Annotated in this window: 12 protein-coding genes and 1 riboswitch; of the genes, 5 read left to right on the top strand and 7 right to left on the bottom strand. The window is 41.4% G+C overall.

What is annotated here, in order from left to right; translation table 11 throughout:
* Window positions 1–58 precede the first annotated feature (58 nt).
* Window positions 59–278, top strand: a riboswitch (cobalamin riboswitch).
* 162 nt (window positions 279–440) lie between these two features.
* Together ACIQXQ_RS18850 and ACIQXQ_RS18845 are read left to right on the top strand one after the other, a co-directional pair.
* A complete protein-coding gene (locus ACIQXQ_RS18850; protein ID WP_402959482.1) occupies window positions 441–986 on the top strand; it encodes a hypothetical protein in 546 nt (181 codons plus the stop codon).
* A 3-nt stretch (window positions 987–989) separates the two neighbouring features.
* Complete coding sequence (locus ACIQXQ_RS18845) at window positions 990–1,940, top strand: ABC transporter substrate-binding protein (RefSeq protein WP_402959480.1); 951 nt, start codon at window positions 990–992, stop codon at window positions 1,938–1,940.
* A 138-nt stretch (window positions 1,941–2,078) separates the two neighbouring features.
* On the opposite strand, the gene ACIQXQ_RS18840 is transcribed toward ACIQXQ_RS18845, so the two are convergent.
* From ACIQXQ_RS18840 to ACIQXQ_RS18810, 7 genes are all read right to left on the bottom strand, one after another.
* The gene (locus ACIQXQ_RS18840; RefSeq protein WP_402875532.1) at window positions 2,079–3,473 is read right to left on the bottom strand and encodes a VWA domain-containing protein; all 1,395 of its coding nucleotides are present in this window, start codon (window positions 3,471–3,473) and stop codon (window positions 2,079–2,081) included.
* 288 nt (window positions 3,474–3,761) lie between these two features.
* Window positions 3,762–4,244, bottom strand: coding sequence for a type VII secretion protein EssA (gene essA, locus ACIQXQ_RS18835; protein ID WP_402959478.1), 483 nt, complete (start codon window positions 4,242–4,244; stop codon window positions 3,762–3,764).
* Entirely contained in the window at window positions 4,231–7,161 is a 2,931-nt protein-coding gene (gene esaA / locus ACIQXQ_RS18830) for a type VII secretion protein EsaA (RefSeq protein WP_402959476.1), read from the bottom strand. The genes essA and esaA overlap by 14 nt, the downstream gene beginning before the upstream one ends.
* A gap of 18 nt (window positions 7,162–7,179) precedes the next feature.
* Window positions 7,180–11,628, bottom strand: coding sequence for a type VII secretion protein EssC (gene essC / locus ACIQXQ_RS18825; protein ID WP_402959474.1), 4,449 nt, complete (start codon window positions 11,626–11,628; stop codon window positions 7,180–7,182).
* A 33-nt stretch (window positions 11,629–11,661) separates the two neighbouring features.
* Window positions 11,662–13,032, bottom strand: a complete 1,371-nt coding sequence (essB, locus tag ACIQXQ_RS18820) for a type VII secretion protein EssB (protein ID WP_402875526.1) — start codon at window positions 13,030–13,032, stop codon at window positions 11,662–11,664.
* A 70-nt stretch (window positions 13,033–13,102) separates the two neighbouring features.
* Complete coding sequence (gene yukD / locus ACIQXQ_RS18815; RefSeq protein WP_402875549.1) at window positions 13,103–13,342, bottom strand: ESX secretion system protein YukD; 240 nt, start codon at window positions 13,340–13,342, stop codon at window positions 13,103–13,105.
* 91 nt (window positions 13,343–13,433) lie between these two features.
* Entirely contained in the window at window positions 13,434–13,724 is a 291-nt protein-coding gene (locus ACIQXQ_RS18810; RefSeq protein WP_402875524.1) for a WXG100 family type VII secretion target, read from the bottom strand.
* Between the two features lie 644 nt (window positions 13,725–14,368).
* Between ACIQXQ_RS18810 and ACIQXQ_RS18805 the strand changes: the two genes are divergently transcribed.
* The 3 genes from ACIQXQ_RS18805 to ACIQXQ_RS18795 all read left to right on the top strand — a co-directional run bounded on the left by ACIQXQ_RS18805 (window position 14,369) and on the right by ACIQXQ_RS18795 (window position 17,805).
* Window positions 14,369–15,313: a DUF1672 family protein gene (locus tag ACIQXQ_RS18805; RefSeq protein WP_402959472.1), complete on the top strand. Its 945-nt coding sequence runs from the start codon at window positions 14,369–14,371 to the stop codon at window positions 15,311–15,313.
* Between the two features lie 12 nt (window positions 15,314–15,325).
* Window positions 15,326–17,410, top strand: coding sequence for an SA1320 family protein (locus tag ACIQXQ_RS18800; protein WP_402959470.1), 2,085 nt, complete (start codon window positions 15,326–15,328; stop codon window positions 17,408–17,410).
* Between the two features lie 200 nt (window positions 17,411–17,610).
* Window positions 17,611–17,805: a hypothetical protein gene (locus tag ACIQXQ_RS18795; RefSeq protein ID WP_402875518.1), complete on the top strand. Its 195-nt coding sequence runs from the start codon at window positions 17,611–17,613 to the stop codon at window positions 17,803–17,805.
* Window positions 17,806–17,902 lie beyond the last annotated feature (97 nt).

Genomic DNA, 17,902 nt, shown 5'->3' with positions numbered 1-17,902 from the left:
CTTGAAATCTTTTCACTATTTAAGTAATTAATTATGATAGACTGGTACTAAGTGAATATAAACCTTGCAGAAAATAGGTGCTGACTTGTCAGCTTAATAGGGAATTCGGTGTAAAACCGAAGCTGTTTCCGCAACTGTAAGTGCTAATGAAATAAGAAATATGCCACTGTTTGTGAATGAATCCGCACGCACGATACCATTCATTCAATCCAAATGGGAAGGTTCTTAGAGTAAAATGATGCACGAGCCAGGAGACCTGCCTTTTTTTTATCGTATTTTGCTCTTCGGAAGTTAGGAGGATTGTACGGCAATCTTCCATCTTTTTTTCCGTTCGAGATACATAGATGATTGTTTGCCGACCAATACCTTTGGTCGGCTTTTTCTTTTGCGCCGAAAAGCAATACGAAGGTCATTCACATTATTAAAAAGGAGGAAAAATCATGGCAAAGAAGGATGCCCGCTTTTTATGCTACCCATTCATGCGCGAATCAGTTTCAACCGTTGATTATGAAATTCGCACCGATTCATTGACGACTCAAATGGGACTGGCAGCGTCGTTCACGAAAGAGATTCCTGAAGTCTACAGGGATTTAATGGAACTGTTGCCGATGGCTTATCATTTAAATGGTTCTGCCCGGGGGAAATTGGCCATAACCGAAGACGGTCTAAACCGCCTAAGTGAAATCTATGACTATTATGTCGCTGAAGTGAAAGAACGCATCGAAACATTTGTGCTACCCCAAGGATCGACGGCAGCCTGTATTTTGCATACTTGCCGTAGTGAAGCCAAGAAATCCGTCCGTGCCTTGCAAAAAGTCAGTACGGAAAAAGATGTGCCCGCGATTCTTTTTGATTATGCTCATTTGCTTGCCAATGTTCTATTCGTGATGGCTGTCTATGTCAATAAACAACTGGGTGTCGAAGAGATTCCCTTTATCAGCAAATCCTATCCAACCAAAACAATGAAAAAGAAAACGGAGGAATAAAACATGATAAGAACAGTAAGATCCAGTTGGATTGCCCTTCTGATGGTCGCCCTTTTCCTTACAGGATGTGCCTCGAATGATGATCAGAAATCGATAGAGAAAAAAGATCCTGCAACAACTGAAGAAGTCAAATCCTATACCGTCACCGATGATAGTGGAAAAGAAATCACATTTGATAAGGTTCCGGAAACGGTCGTTTCACTTCAACCCAGTAATACGGAGATTTTATATGCCCTTGGTGTAGGGAATAAGGTGATTGGAGCGACAGATTTCGATAACTATCCTGAGGAAGCTAAAGATGTCGAGCGTGTCTCTGATTCGATGACGATCAATTCCGAAAAAATCATCTCTTTGAAACCGGATGCCATCATTGCCTACACAATTGGCGATGAAGCAGCATTAAAGCCGCTTGAAGATGCGGGAATTCCCATTTTCATTATTAAATCAGCCGTGACCTTTGATGATGTATATAGCGATATTGATCAAATTGCCAAAGTCATGGGCGTAACGGACCAAGGGGATGACCTAGTCAAAAACATAAAAAAACAAATCAAAGATGTTGAAGAAAAAGTGGCGAGTGTTGATTCTAAAGAAAAAACATATTTCGAAATCAGCCCTTCTCCGGAAATCTATACAGCGGGAGCTGAAACCTTCCAGCAAGAGATCTTGGCGTCTGCCGGTATCGAAAATATCTTTGCCGACCAAAAGGGCTGGGCGAAAATAGCAGATGAAGAAGTCGTCAAGCGCAACCCGGATGCCATCATCACAACCGTAGGCTATGTGGACAATGCTGTGGATGAAATCAAATCCCGTAAAGGTTGGAAAGATGTCAGCGCCGTGAAGGAAGACCAAGTATATCAGCTTAGCGAAGACGTCATGTCACGTCCCGGACCGCGTATCGGAGAAGCCGTAGAACTAACTGCAAAGACCATATATCCGCAATTATTCAAATAAAGACACACTCAAAAGGGGTAATTACGCCGAAATCGTATATATAATAAAAGGCGGAAACGTTGATTTAACAACATTTCTGCCTTTTATTTTGTGCATGAATCCTCTTGAAAGAGGGCTATTAGACAGCCCCTTTGATTATTAATCTTTATATTTCTCTTTCATTTCTTCTTCTTTCTTTTTAATTGATTCTTTTAAACCCTCCCCTTCATTTTTCACTGTCGTGTTCAATTCTTCATATTTTTCGTCATAATACTCTTTTATTATTTCACGGCGTTGTTTGACTAAACTGCGAGCTTCCTCCCAAGTCTCATAATTTATTTGTTTCTTATCCTTTAAATAACTCGTAGCCTCATACATGCGATTGCTTTCATCAGAGGAAAGCCTAGAAAAACTGTTTTTTTCATCAAGTAAAGACGATGTCTTCTTATTTTGTTCATCCCGAACGGTACTCCAATTTTCATTGCCCCAATTCCACCATTGGTTCCACAGATCTCTACGCTCTTCATCCCACATCTTATTGAAATCATCGGCATTATTGACCATTTCGAATTTCCCTCCGCCAGCTTCAGCAACTTCACGTAATTGTTTTTGCCCCTCACTATCCATATCGAACCCTATGATGTTAATCACTGGTTCAATATTGGAATCATGCAAGTCTTTAGCTGCTTTCACTGGATCACCGTCGCAGGTTTCGATTCCATCGCTGACGACATAAATGATATTTTGACCTTCTGAACCCGCTTTTTCAAAATCTTTCTTTGTTTCCGAAATGGTCTTGGCAATCGGTGTCCATCCTGTCGGTTTAAATTTATCTAAAGCTTTCCTGAAGTCCCCTTTATTATATGGGGCCAAATCATAAACCACTTCCGTACTATCACAGGATATCTTCTTATCTTTATCATCGTTGCTTCCTTTATGCCCATAGACACGGAGCATGACATTTGCCTCTTCCGGAAGGGAAGCTACAAATTCATTAATCGCTTTTTTCGCCAGCTCCATTTTTGTTTTCCCGCCTACTTTTTGGTTCATGCTCCCACTTGCGTCAAGCAAAATTGCAATATTCACGTCGATTCCCAATTCACCACTGCCGTCGATGGTGATTCCACCTGGCATCTCTGTTACCGCCGTTTCAATGGAAGGGTCGAATGCTTCGAAAAACTGATACTTTTCTTTGTAGTTTGCACCTTCGCCCATTAGTTTTAATAAGCTCTGATAAACTTCGAAGCTATCCTTTTCCTGAAAGTCCTGATTGTCTAATGCTCTATGTATAATGGCTTTATTGTATTTATTCCCTGTGTACTTCCCAGGGTTTTCTTTAGTCATTTCTTCAACGGTGGTAGCAATCTCGAAATCTTCTTCCAGCTCTTCATCTTCTTCTGAACGCCCTTTTTTTTCGGTATTCTCACCACGTACTTCTTCCTTTTCTTCTCCGTTCATCTTTTCATCTTTCGTATTACAACCAGAAAGAGCAAGCAAAACGAAGAGAGTGGCCAGACATATCATCCCTAGCTTCCACTGTTTTTTCTCCACCATCGCACCTCCAATTTTACATTTTTATCCACAACATCCATTACCCTATTTTTTCATTAAAAAACCCATTCTCTTTTAACACTAAAAATCTTTTGCTTCTATCCAACTTCGGTTCTTTCCCCATACATATGCTAAAATGAATTATCACATTTTGACGATTCGAGGTAATGAATATGTATAAAAAATTCTTTATATGGGTCTTTACCATCGCCCTTCTTTTAGGTCTCCTGATCACCCTTTCAAAATAAGGAAAAAGAAAAACCCGACTCCTAAATCTGGAGTCGGGCTTCTTCATTTCTTATTTCCTTCTTGATTCAACTTACCCATTCTTGGGATAAGGATAACAAACAGACACACCACGGCAACTCCTAAAACAATCGCCAGTAACAATGATAGATCAAAGTTCAGAAAAGAGTTCTCTTCTTCCCTATCTCTCTTTCGAATGGGGACTTCTGAAGAAAACAACCCCATTTCTTCCGCTTTGGAAGCAATGATATTATTATCCTCCGTCATAGGAGAAAGAAAAAGGGAATCTTCTATCGAATCTATGACATCATACTTTCCTCTTTCAAAAGTAAGTCCTTTTACTTCTTCCGGAATTTTCTCCTTCTGTTTCAATAACTCCTCATCATGAAAATATTCAGTTTGGATATTGATATCCTTTTCCTGATACACATTCGGCTCCACGATGGGTTCCTCTTCAGCTTGCCCATCAATAGGCTGGCTGAAGAGGATGAAGAACAACACGAGAATTACCTGTTTACTCCGCTTCATGGGCCATCTCTCTTTTACCTGCAAGACGCTTCATAACATAAGGAAGGAGCGCAGCAACCAGCGTGAGTATAATCAGAATGGTAGTGGCCGGGATAAAGGCCAACTGATTCCCGAATTGAATGGACATATAGACATTGGCTACCGGATGTTCGACATTGAAGTTAGGCATGATCAGGTCTAATAATGGAATCGTAAAGAAACTGATTAAACCAATGACCAGAATTGCCCCGACAAATGGTCCTATCGCAAAGGCAAGCTGTGTGAACGCTGAGCAGAAGAATAGAAGCAGGACAGTGAAAACGGTCCATTTAATCGCCTGCATATCGCCAAGCGGATAAATCTTCAGCCCATACATGCTAATGATCAAGCCGACGATCAAGTTCAGTAATGCGAATAAGGCTGCATGCACCAGCATCGGAACGGATGCATAATGGTGCAGGAAGAAACCAATCAATAATCCTGAGATAAGGATGATCACTAACATCACGATTGGTGGGATATTAACCTTTTCTTGTTGCAATACTTCCCCGCTGATTTGAACGGGATTCGCCAAATACTCGTACACATACCCGTTCGACTGATCATCCACTAACGTATTATTCAAAACACTGTAAACATCGGTTTTGATTTTCTTCGTGGAATCCACGTTTTGAGCCCAATTTTCATTAAGCTGATCGGCTCTTTCCTGAACGGATCCCACTTTTGCTTGAAGGTCTGATGTATCTTTCGTAACGGTATCTTGACGCTCTGCGACAGAATGGACTAGCTCCGAAATATAACCGACAGTGGTTGCCGTAGAATCCTGAAGAGATACAAACATTTCTCCGTTAAGACTTCCAACAGGGGCCTCCTCCATCTCGGGAGTCTCCATATTACCGGTCAGATTTGCCGTTACTTCTTGAGCCCTCGCTGATATGGCTGCTAATTCCTCCAGCGTGGCTGCATGTTCCACTTCAACATTTTCGTCATATTCTGATATAAAGTCGAGCATCGAGCTAGATAAAGCCCCAAAGTCTTCTTCCACTCCCAAAAGGCTTGATTGGACAAGTTTCGCCTCTTCATCGACGATACCAGAAACGCCATTTTTCATATTTTCTAATTCGTTCATATTGGCGGTAAACACTTCGTCCAAACTTTCTTTCGTTTCATTGACTCGTTGAACAAGTTCCCCATAGGAAGAAAGCGAACCATAATAAGCTAGAAGTGCATTTGAGTCACGGCTCAGGATGGATCGATTAAAGACATCCACTAATGCCGCCCGTCTTTCTCCTCCCACTTTTTTAAGTAGCTCGTCTTCTGTTTTCTTGATTTCCGTAAGGGTCTCATTGATGGTCATACTTTGGATATCCTGTAATTTTTGAATATCCTCCTGTGATTGCTCCCATTGATTACCCAAATCCTTATAATCTTTTCCCAGCTTTTCATATTCAGTTTGTAGTTTCTTATAATTTGTTAGTAACGTATTATATGAATCTATCAATGCATTGAATTGTACGACAACTTGATTATAGTTTTCCGTTCTTTTATTCAAGGTCCCGCTCAGACCATTGATTTCCTCTTGCAGACTGCCTGCAAGAGAGCTAATTTGATCTTTTGCCCCTTCACTGCCTTCTGCCGGCACCAAACTTTCAAGGGTCGTATTCATACCATTAATTTTATCCAGTAACACTTGAAGTGAGATATCATCGATTGCTTCCTTTTTTGAAGGCGCTGCCTCTGAATCCCCTTTTCCTCCTGTATCAACATCTTCTATCGGTGTATCGCCTCCACCGATTTCATCTTTATCCCCCGAGCTGTTGGCCAAACTTCCACGTTGCTCCAATAAAGTTGTCTGAAGCTTGTTTAGTCCGTCCTCTTCCGATTGTTTAAATTGATCAATCGAACTTTGTTGTTCATCCTTTATTTTCGAGATTTGTTCCACCTGTTTTTCTTTCATGTTGCTGGAGAAATCCTCCAGGTTACTAGTGCTGCTCTCGATTTTTTCTTGCATCATCACCACGTTCTCATTCATGCCTTGTTCATTCAGACTAAATCCCGGTTTGGTATCCTTTTGGATATTCGGTATCGTCTGGACTCCCTCATTCAGCACCCCATCATACGCTTGGATGCTATCCATGATCAGCTGTTGATTTTGGGTGGATGTCAAAGCAAAAAGAGCACTTTGCGCTTTCTGGTATTCCTCAAACGTCACAACTTCCTCCACGAAAGAGGCCATTTGTGCTTTTGTTTTTCCCATTTCACCTAATGTTTCATTGGTGGTTTCCCCTGCACTCTTCGTGGAAGCGAAAACCCCTTTGAGCATATCTTTATGTTGCTTGATTTCCCCAGCCAGGCTTTCGGAGCTTGGGGTATAAAATTCATACATCGTGTTTTGGAAAGCGATTTCCTTCGTCAAAACTTTATCGAATTTTTTGCGGATATCTTCTACCGATTGAGATACATAGCTCCAGTATTGCGTGGAAATATGCTTATTCATTTTATTCTTGGTCTTCTCTAACTCTTTTTGGACCTTTTCCATATTTTCCGCATTTAAGCTTGTCTGGACCTTATATTTAACCCCCGCTTTGACTGGTTGTTCTTCATTAAAGGTATAAATGTTCTTGGAAAAGTCCGATGGGAAATAAATGATCGCATCATACTTTTTATTAGCCAATCCACTTTCCGCGGCACTTCTGTTGACGACGACCCAATCATATTCAGAATCCTTGTCCAAAGTCGTGACAAGTTCTGATCCGACTTGAATCTGGTTCTTATGATATTCCGCCCCATTATCTTCATTGACAATAGCAATCTCACGAGAAGCCGTTTCTGTTTTCTTCATTGGGTTTTGACCGATATAAGAAAAAAACAAGATGGGCAGAGCAATGATCACAAGTATCTTCCCAATTAATAACAACGGCTTTATTGTCTTATTCAACGTCTTTCTCCCTCCTTCTTATTCACTTAGTGGAATCTGGATTTTACTTTCCCTGCCATTTAGAACAAAATAACCGTACCCTGGCTGAATTTCTTCTTCTTTTCTTGAATACGAGAGCGTATATAAACTCTGATCCGATTTTTTCAGAAGCAAGATTGCCTGCCTGATCTGTTTCAATTCCGTTGTCAGGGAATCATACCCCTTCGTGAAGTCATTCGCATTTCCAGCCGCGAGCATGGAAAAACCTAAGTGGCTGTATTGTTTCATTAAACCGCTTATCTTGTCCTGAATTCTTCCATCAATCGCTTGCTGGAATCTTGAAATGCTGTCGATAGCAAAGATGACGGATGAAAAATCAAGCTGTTTCATTGGCTTCTGTTCCAAGGCCTCTAAATACTGGCGTTCACGAGCCTCAAATATTTCCGTGATGTGATCGAGCCATTCTGTAATTTGGTCTTTCGTTTCTACGTAACGTACTGTCTCCCTGCTTGCATAAGGTGATAGACCGCGATCCACTCCATCAAATACGCCAACTTCACCGACCGTCTGGGTAAGAAGCGTTTCTAAGACCACTTTAAGCATGTTCGTTTTCCCTTTACGTGACTGACCGACAATAAGTAAGAATGGGTTGGCATGCAAGTCTACCCATACAGGGGATACGCTCTCTTCTGAAAGCCCGATTGGTATGAGCCCTGTCTTGGTAGATGGTGAATAGTACGTCTTGAATGACGCCAAGTCTAGGCGATTTGGCAACATTGGAATGGCTGGCGGCTTAGCCAAATCCTTGTATCGAGTCTTGTTTTCAGCCACGACCTGTTTCATTTCTTCCAAAACGGCTACATCGTCTTCTCCATCTGCTGGCAGATACACCTGCATCAGATAGGTCTGGTCTGTCTTCACCAATGCCCGCCCAGGTACTGGTTCATTTTCATAAGGCGTCCTGCCTAAAACGGAATATTGTTCCGAACTGTCCATTAGGTAATGAACGACCTTCGTTTTTAAACTATTCATCAACGGCTGACGGATGGCATTGATTCTTGTAGCGGTCAAGATCATAAAGATTCCAAGTGATTGCCCATCACGGGCAAACTGGATGAATTGCGCTTCCTGGTCTGGCATTTCATCCTTCACCAAGTCAAAATTGTCGATGACGATGTATATAATCGGCAACTTATCTTCTACTAGGGCGTTATAGAGCTTGATATTGCTAAGTTCCCGTTCAGAGAAAAGCTGTTTCCGCCTTTCCATCTCCGTCCTCATGAACAACATGAATTTCTCGATTTTCCTCATCTCATCCAATCTGAAATAATCTCCTGTGTGTGGCAGCTGTCGAAGTGGCAGCAGTGCACTATTTCCAAAATCAAAAATGTAATAATGCAGTTCTTCAGGTGAAAATTGATCGATGAAATTGAATAGAAGCGTTAATACCGTCGTTGACTTGCCATAGCCGGAAGATCCGAAAATCCCGATGTTTCCGTCTTCTATCCAGTTGTAAACATAATCCGTCTGGCTCTGCAATTCGGGCTCGTCTTTCATTCCTAGATGGAACTGGTTTTCCGTTTGGCTTCTTTGATCAATTCGTGATAGTCGATTTGAAAGAGGAGGCAGCCAAGGACTAGCCAGTTTGGGAATTTTCATTTCTTTCTGCGTCGCTACAATCTGATCTGCCACAGCTTCAATTTCACTGATTTTCTCTTTACGTGTGCGAGAGACTTGCTCCGTTACATTGGATATCTGGACAAGCCCTAGATCCGTGACGAGTGCTACTTCATCCTCGGATCCCACTGTATCCTCCATATAAGGGGCGCCGCTCCATGCCGACTGAAACAGTTCGTACACCTCATTATTGCCTACTTGTAAATAACCGCGACCGGTGACGGTAATGTTCGCAGCATCGCTATTTTTCAAGATTTCCTTACTATCATTGGCATCCTGCACCTTTAAGGAAATCTTAAAACGGGCATTACTCCAAATCTGGTTATCAATCACACCACCTGGCTTTTGCGTGGCCAGAATCAAGTGAACACCCAAGCTCCGGCCGATCCGTGCCGTACTGACCAATTCCCGAATGAAATCAGGTTCTTCATTCTTAAGCTCGGCAAACTCATCCGAAATCAGGAATAAGTGTGGCAATGGCTTATCGGCTTTTCCTTCTTTATATAAATCCGTGTAATCATTGATATGATTGACCTCATAACGATCAAACAGGCGCTGGCGTTTCTTCAGCTCGCTATTGATCGAGGCAAGTGCCCGGGCACTGAAGTTCTTGCTTCCCTCAATATTCGTAATCACTCCAAGTAAATGGGGAATTTGCTTGAAAGGCTGTGCCATTCCTCCCCCTTTATAGTCAATGAGCAGGAAGGCAACTTCATGGGGATGATAGTGAACAGCCAATGAAAGAATATAGGTCTGCAACAATTCACTCTTCCCTGAACCCGTCGTACCGGCAACCAGACCATGGGGACCATGTGCCTTTTCATGTAAGTTCAGCTCCACCCTATCTGTCTTTCCTTTCAATCCAATCGGCACCGCTAACGACTTGGAAGACTGATTCGTCAGCCAATTCTGGCTGATTGGCAGCTCCTCCACTTCACGGGCTTTTAAAAGTTCCAGGAACGAAACGGTTTCAGGGATGGAATTATTCATCCCTTTTTGATGGTCAAGCGACCGTAATAACCGGGCGTACCGCTCATTTCCTTCCTTACCGTGCTCATCTAGCCGGAAAGGCGTATGAACGGCTTTTGTTTGCTGAATCAAGATTTCTCCCTCATGATCATTGATATACTTCACTAATGTATGGACATTTTCCGATAAACTCTCCTTGGCATCGGCTGCAAAGATGGTTGATATGCCCAGCTCTTCGGTCTTCCCTTCCAAATACTCAAGAATGACATGTTCCGCAATCAATGTACGGTCGGTGACAATAAATACAAAATGAGGGGTGAATCTTACTTTTCCTTTATTCTCGTCAAGGTCCCTTTCTCTGAGTAACTGGTAAATGGAAGATAATAGTTGATCGCGAGATTGTTCATTATAGATGAAGCCTTTCGCGTATGCATGTGGCAGCTGGAAATGAGGCAACCATTTCATCCATTCCCATTCCTCATAATCCTTTTCTGGGAAAATCGCCACAAACCGGACATCATGATAGCTATGGAAGAAAGACAACTGGCCAATCATCTGCTGCAGCTCGCGTTTGACGACTGTTTCCTTTCCAACTAGGCCCATGGAGCCGCTAGACAAATCAATCGTTAAGGGTAGATCGTCAAGGCTTTTGTAAACATCGACAAGTTCCTGGGACTGTTCAAGTAGATCATCAATATCCCGATTTGACATATCACTGCTGTTTACCTTGACCTCATAACTGGAGGGAATGGACGCCGTACCGACCCTGAAGTGGAGAAAGTCTTCACTTTCCATTGTGCGCTCCCATATTCGATCGCTAATCTGATTCGTCAGTTGCTTCATTTTCTCAAAAGAAGGGTAATGGTAGAGTAATACTTTCTTTTGCTGTGCCGATAACTCGCCCAACTCTTCTCGCTTTTGTTCTAGATACCTTGAATAGACGCGTAACCGTCTTTCAGCTCTTAGCTTCTGTTTCTTTTTATCTTTAAAGTACTGAACCGTGGAAGTCACCATGGTGGTGGTGAACATCACAATCGATATGAGGATGAATATTCCACGCGGCTGAACAATCATGACGACTCCCATGACGATCAACATCATTAATGGGGGCATTAGGATCAGCCATAGCCCACGATTCTGGTCTTCCGATTCCTGACTTGGGAATGAGATGGTCACTTTCTCATCCGGCAATTCATAGATCATCCGTGGAGTCCTGCGGTACTCGGGATAGCTTTTTTTCATTTCGGATATAGGCTGCATGATTTCGGATAAGGACGTTTCATAATGATCCGCACTTTTGACCATTAATATGTCGCCTTCTAGTAACCTCAGTACCATATATGGGCAACAGATCAAATCGCCATTTTCCAGTGCCGTCATTTCTTCCACCTTTTCACCATTTAAAAAAAGCCGGTCCGCTGTAGGTTCGAGCAACCATTGTCCCTGACGACGAACAAGGGAAAAGCCATTTCCACTTGGTTCCTGCTTGCATATCGTCGCTCCTGATTGGGCGGATATCGATATTTCTTTCAAACTATCTATATAATAAAGGCTTTCATTCAGTTCTCCGGGAGCATAAAAGATTTCCACAGCTTCTTGATTTTCGTGAAAAATATAGGACTGGAAAGGCTTTACCTCCCCAATCTTCTCTTCGCCTCTGAATACCATATATTCATCAAGCTCTTCATCTTTCCTCAACTCAATGTGTCCCTCGTTAAAGGGAAGCGAATAAATCGTGATTGTATCCTTTTGTGATGATCCAATCGTAATTGGGTCCAGTTGCTTCTCCCTAATCGTATAAGATTGGTATGTCTTCTTACAGAAAATCCATAGTGAACTCATTCTTTCTCACCTCCGCAAAGGGCACATACGTACTCAATCTTTGCTATTCTCTTTCTCTTTTTGTTCAGCTGATTTTCCCGAGGCTTCCTTGCTATCAGGTTCTTCTTTAGAAGCAGGTTCCTTTTTCTTTTCCTCTTCTTTTACAGCTGGTTTGGCTTCCGGTTCCACTACGCTTTCTCTATTTGGCTCTGTAGTAGGCTGCTCCTGTTCTTCCAATTGCGTGGCCTCTTCAAGCTGTTTTTGATATTCATCCATTTCCTTTTTATATTCCTTAAGCTCCGTATCCACTTCTTTCACTTGTGTCTCCTTTTCTTCACCGGACAAATCCTCATTAGATTTAATTTGTTCCTTTTGTGTCAAAAGTCCATACATAATCAATTCTCGATCTTCCATGATTCTCGCTAAGTTGATTGCATCCTCGCTTATGCCCCGGCCAATGTATATCCAATAGAGAAGATACTGACTATCGGTCTGTAGCGTAATGGCCTTTAAGATATTTTCCTTCTGAAAGTCCATCAATGACCCATGGGTAGTGACATAAGATTTAGAAAGCTCATACTGAACAACATATGGCATTTTCTCAGGATTGAAATGTTCCAATCGATCAATGACTTGGCTATATTCCTGTTTCAGGAAATTCTCCCCACTTTCCACATAAGCCTCTTGCCTTGGTTGGGAAAAGAATAGTGTATAAATCGTAAAGAATAAGAGAGGGACTAAGATTATGCCTATTCCCCATAATGTGTAACGCTCCATTTTCCACTTTTTTTCTGGAATATGCACAAATGTTTTATGTTCTTTTTCCAGAAACTCTATTTGATTCTGGACATACAAGATCAGCCCTTCCCAAGTCTCTTCCGCTAAGATACTTTGGGTTTCTTTCGATAGTTTAAGAGTTTTATGGTAAAGAAGGTACTGATCAAATGTATACTGACTATCAACAAGAGCTGCAATCGTCGCCTTGGTTTCCTGAAACAGCTGGTTGGCGTTCTCCTCATACGGCGGCAGGCTTTCTTTTACGCCATAATGAAGAAAATAGGGAGTAAAACTTCGATCGAAAACCAGATTCTCCGGGCAGACGATTACCCGTAACCGAGTTAACTCATGTCTCCTGATCTTGTTAATCATTTGATGGGAAGCCATCCATCGATTCAAAGAACTTTTATTGCGTGCCTTGTTAAAAGCAAAAAAAGAGGTGGGCGGTACAATGCTGATCTGCACCTCATCCTCTGAAACCTCTATAGTTTTATGAAGAATCGAATCCACTTCCTGAATCAGCTGTAATTCCAAGGGATTCTGCATCAGCAATTTAGCACGTTGGAAAACGAATATATATCCATCATCATTCTTCTTCATTACCGCTTCCATTTGCTTTTCCAAATATGATGATTTTTTCTCACCCATTCTATGTACTCCTTTACCCCTGCTAAAGGGCTTTAGACTTTTTTCCTATATGTAGGACATGCCTCTTCCATTAAAGAATCTCGAGCCGATCCCCCGTCGTGATGCCACTATCCACTAATGTGTCATAACCGGAACAAACAAACTCCTTATTTTGAACCCGCACCCAATACCCTTCCCGTGGCACTTGTGCAATCCCCTTTACCTCCCAGACAATTTCCACAACCTTTTTGACGGAGCGGTAATTGGACACTTGGAGATCAAAGACCTCGCCCGTATATCTTTTTAAATCAATGGTTAATTGAATATAAATGCCAATCACCTCATTAAAAGAAAAAAACGCCACGATCTACAATCAGATTCACGGCGCTTTTCCCTAAAGCTTCTATCTCGTTTTTATCTAATTATCCGCGAATTTGGCTAGCAATTTGATTATCTGTATCTTCAAGGATTTGAGCAGATTTCGTCAATTGTTGAGATACTTCATTTAATAAACGAGCCATATCATTAAATGAAGGTTTTAATTCTTCATATTGTCCAACGAAGGCTTGACTAGAAGAACCTTCCCAAATCCCTGTTAAGTGATCCCTCATTTTATCCAAACGGCCAATAATATCAACGACCTGCTGGCTTTCATTATCATATTGTCTAGCTACATCCTTAAGTTCCGATGGGGTTACGCGAATTTGTGACATAACAATTCCTCCTTTAATGTGTTTAGTTACATTTTAATAGAACTATACAAATTCTGCCATAAAAATTAACAAACGGGTCATAAAATGGTAAATTATGATTATACAAATAATCCTAAATCTACCATCATAGAAGTCTAAGTACCTGTTTCCATACATTTCTAAACCACTTTGGGTGAAATATATATCATTTTTTTCCATATTTTCAAACAAACCGCTCTATATACCTACTATTTTTTCCTTTAATAGGATTAAATCGTCCTTTTCATTATAAAAAGGTGACTTTAGAACCCCCATCGTTGTTTTAATCAATCGTTTGATTAAAGACTTTAGGTCCGGCTAACACTAACTTGGGAGGAAATGTAATATACTTCTTTGAACGATGTTCACTATAAACAACCCGGATTTCATGATCATGATTGTAAGCTTCTGCTCACAAATAGGCCAAAGGACTTCAAACTTACGAACATCCCGTTCCCTTCTACCTATTTTTTTAAAACATTTGATGATTTCAGAAGTAACATTTCCCGTTATGATAGAATTATTTACATTAGTTGGGTAATGTGTAAAAAACGAGTATAAGTGGAATGCAAAATAGATGATTGGATATTCAAATCGTACAGCATCTTTGAAGGGGGGATATTTAAATGAAGGGCAAAAAAGTCATGGCGCTAGGAATAGGTGTAACCGTATTGCTGGGAGGATGCTTAAATATGAATCTTTCAAAAGATAAAGAAGTAGAAAAGGAAATAGTCGCCACGAGTGGTGAAAGAAATGCTTATGAAAAAGATCACTTTGTAAGAATTCAAGACTATCATGGGGCTGGGTACACCCTGCGCAATAGTGGAAAGGAAATCCGTCACCTCGCTGCAAGTCACCGGGAAGAGATTCAAAAGGCAGTAAAGGCATTCTTCCTCGATACATATAAGACGGAAGTTATGGTCCATAACATAATCGGTGCGGTTGATGGGGCATCTGTTTTTGTTGAGTCAATCGGCGAACCTCATTTTTATACCTTTGCCATCGTCCCCATTGATCTCGATAGGAAAAAAGTAAAAACAGATGAAGTTTGGTCTCAAGAGGGACAAGTGGAAAACGCCCTTTCTGGTGCACTATACGCCATGGCTTTTGATGAGGATTTCACAAACTTAGATCGCTACTTAAAAGAAACCACAGCCAGTTACCCTATAGTGGGAACACCAATAAAGGCCATTGAAAAAGTAGGCGCTAAAGGATACGCAACCTCTCAATACTATGTAAATCCAGTAGGAGATACATTTGATTCCCTCTATAAAATGTATCTAAAAAACCCGGATATCAGTAAGGATGAATTGAGGGATTTTCTTCAGAAAGAGGCATTTGGACCAGAGGATATCATTTTCACCATTTATTTATACATGAAAGACAAAGATAAGGCCCCTGATGAAGCCATTTTCAATAAAATCGTCTCCGACATCGAAAAGATGGAAGGCATCCCACGTGGTTCATATTCCATCATATTGAATGATAACTTAATCGACCGAAGACGAGCAATTGGGACGAAAGAAAACTCGTTAAAAAGAACAGCACCAAATGAAATCATGAAAGATTAGGGAGGATCTTCTATGGCTGTTGTTAATACCCTTTCAAGCCACGCCACCGATGACAACGATTTAGTCGAGCTTGCCGGATACCATTCTTATGTTCACTATGATATAGATGAAGTGTTCAAGGTTAATGAAAAGAAATTCAGGGTGATAGATACCATCTATAACACGGATACCGGTCTTGATGCACTTACTGTTCAAAATGTTAAAACAAGAGAGCTGACCGTGGTATTCGTTGGCAGTGAGCAGATGGATACGGATTGGATTGGAACGAATACAAAACTGCTTAGCGATGCCCCCCCTGCCCAGGTCCGAGAAGCCGTAGCCTATTTTGAGCATATAAATGATGAAGTGGGTGAGGTATCTTCCGTCTCTGGAAATTCCCTTGCTGGTGCTTTAACCAATGCGGTCGGAATCGATAATCCAGGAGTAAAAGCCGTTACCCTAAATCCAGCGATCCTTCCTGCTGGTATGGTTGATCCGGATAAAGAATATGCTAATATTACAAATTACTATAGTAAGTTTGACTTTCTGACGGGGACGGAAGAGACCATTAAGATGGGCGACCGGATTCCTGGTAAGAAGTACGGAATAAATAACGGCGTCCCCTCCTTTTCCATGCTTGGCTCCAACCATACTGGATATATCAAGCAAGATGCAAATGGAGAATTTACATTAGAGATAGGAATAGAAGGAGAACCAGGTCACGGCTTTGTCCATATTGGAGCTGACGATCATATCGTCACAAGTCTCTGGACAGGCGCCCCTTTGTATGGGGGCCAGAGTGAGCGAATCGAAATGAACCAAGAAAACATGATGCTACTGTCCCATGGAATACGTGATAATGTGAAAGGCCGTCTTGGCAAGGTCAGGGAATATGTCGGTAACTCAGTCCGTATCGTCCATACCGAAAATGAAAAATTCAATCAACGGGTAATAGGACTTCAGGATGCCTTTCAACAAAAGTTCGAGGAAACTGCCGGGGAACCTGTCTTTATGGGTATCACCACAACGGGTTTTGTCATGAAGGCATGCATAGACGAACTAATCAGGCTCTTGGATAAGGCAGAAGACAAATGCAGGATTCTAAATAATGTCCTGAACTCTAAGCCTGTTGAGATAGTCGAATATATCACATCCGTGAATCTAAGCGTCGAGACTCTTTTCGATGCTCCAAAAGAGTACTTGGAGCAATTGAAAGCGGATATCGATGACTTAGTGGCAAGTGCAGGGACTATTATTTCGAATGAAATCCCGGAGTTATTTAAAGGCGGAAAAGACCTTTTTGTAGATGCAGTTGTAGGAGAACTTGACGCGCACTATGACATACTCGAAAGAAATAAGGAAAGCGTCTATAAACAATTACAGGATTACGAGCGCCAAGTTCAGGACATTGCCGATACGTTTCACGATAAGGACGCCAGTATAGCAGGAGCCATACAAACCAGCGCATCCCCGACAGATGGAATAGGCTCTGTCCAGAAAACAGCTCTTATCACTTTAGAGCCCTCCCCCTACCTAAAGATCGGCATGAAAATCAAAGAGATTCAAGTCCAAATGGCACATAATCAAATCAACACTTTAGGGATGACGGTATTAATGCCGATCCTCATAAGCGTAAAAACAGTACTGACACTGATCGAGGCAGCATTAGACGCCATCATTCTAGCTGTTAATGCCGTTTTGGCAGTAGGAATTTACGGTAATCCTGTGAGCTTGCTTATAAGTTTATTTACGGATTATGAACAGAAAATAAAGAACGCCGTCCAAGAAGTATTGGAGCCTATCATAGAAATGGAAACATCCATAGAAGGCATTCGTCTAGGAATGGACCGTATGATCATCAATCTTCCTGAAATGCTTAGTAATTTTAAACCATATATCGATACAGCGATTTTCGAACCTGGAAAATTTAGTGATGTTCGTCTATACAATGTTTCTGCTCTAGCCGTTCTGGATGACATGGAAGTTTTATTCGAGGATATTACCTTTCAACTATCAGGTCAAAAAGCAATGGCAATTGAAGCCACCTTGGAAATATCGAAGAACGTATTAGGAAACATCCAGCTCTTAAAAGAACAAGTCAATCGGGGAACACTATAATCCATGAGATTGACAAGGATACAATCCCACTGCCTCTACTACTTCTATCATTCAACCGTTGGGATTGCTTACTCCTCATTCGAGTTTTATCCACGTTTTGCATTTCCCCCTATTTTAAAGAAGGAAATCTCTTTATAATGAAAGCATCCTGTTCTCCATCCTAATAATGACCATTCAACAACAGCCAAGGTGGAAAAAAGATGAAAATGTATAAGTTAACGGAAGACTTTTCCTCACTTTATAAAAAAGGAGCAAGATTCTTCGTCGTTTCTGACTCGGAGTTTATCGGTGTCAAAAGCTATGTATTGCTATCCGAAGACTTGAGGGGCAAAATTGAAGTAACGGACGATGAGTTGAAGAATAAATTTGTTTCCATTAAAGGGAAGCCTCACTAGTTTATAAAACAAAAAAAAGGGGCTGTCCCAAAAGGTGTAATTACCCCGTAATTGAATAAATAGTAAAAGGCAGAAACGTTGATTTAACAACATTTCT

The sequence above is a fragment of the Peribacillus sp. NPDC097198 genome, from assembly GCF_044762055.1.
Taxonomy (GTDB): domain Bacteria; phylum Bacillota; class Bacilli; order Bacillales; family DSM-1321; genus Peribacillus.
Note: the sequence above shows the minus strand (reverse complement) of the source record. Positions and strands in the feature narration are given on the sequence as shown.

What these genes read in the sequence shown, in the direction of transcription:
- ACIQXQ_RS18850 (WP_402959482.1), top strand. Translation starts at nt 441, where the DNA reads ATGGCAAAGAAGGATGCCCGCTTTTTATGCTACCCATTCATGCGCGAA.
- ACIQXQ_RS18845 (WP_402959480.1), top strand. Translation starts at nt 990, where the DNA reads ATGATAAGAACAGTAAGATCCAGTTGGATTGCCCTTCTGATGGTCGCC.
- ACIQXQ_RS18840 (WP_402875532.1), bottom strand. Translation starts at nt 3,473, where the DNA reads ATGGTGGAGAAAAAACAGTGGAAGCTAGGGATGATATGTCTGGCCACT.
- essA (WP_402959478.1), bottom strand. Translation starts at nt 4,244, where the DNA reads ATGAAGCGGAGTAAACAGGTAATTCTCGTGTTGTTCTTCATCCTCTTC.
- essC (WP_402959474.1), bottom strand. Translation starts at nt 11,628, where the DNA reads ATGAGTTCACTATGGATTTTCTGTAAGAAGACATACCAATCTTATACG.
- essB (WP_402875526.1), bottom strand. Translation starts at nt 13,032, where the DNA reads ATGGGTGAGAAAAAATCATCATATTTGGAAAAGCAAATGGAAGCGGTA.
- ACIQXQ_RS18810 (WP_402875524.1), bottom strand. Translation starts at nt 13,724, where the DNA reads ATGTCACAAATTCGCGTAACCCCATCGGAACTTAAGGATGTAGCTAGA.
- ACIQXQ_RS18805 (WP_402959472.1), top strand. Translation starts at nt 14,369, where the DNA reads ATGAAGGGCAAAAAAGTCATGGCGCTAGGAATAGGTGTAACCGTATTG.
- ACIQXQ_RS18800 (WP_402959470.1), top strand. Translation starts at nt 15,326, where the DNA reads ATGGCTGTTGTTAATACCCTTTCAAGCCACGCCACCGATGACAACGAT.
- ACIQXQ_RS18795 (WP_402875518.1), top strand. Translation starts at nt 17,611, where the DNA reads ATGAAAATGTATAAGTTAACGGAAGACTTTTCCTCACTTTATAAAAAA.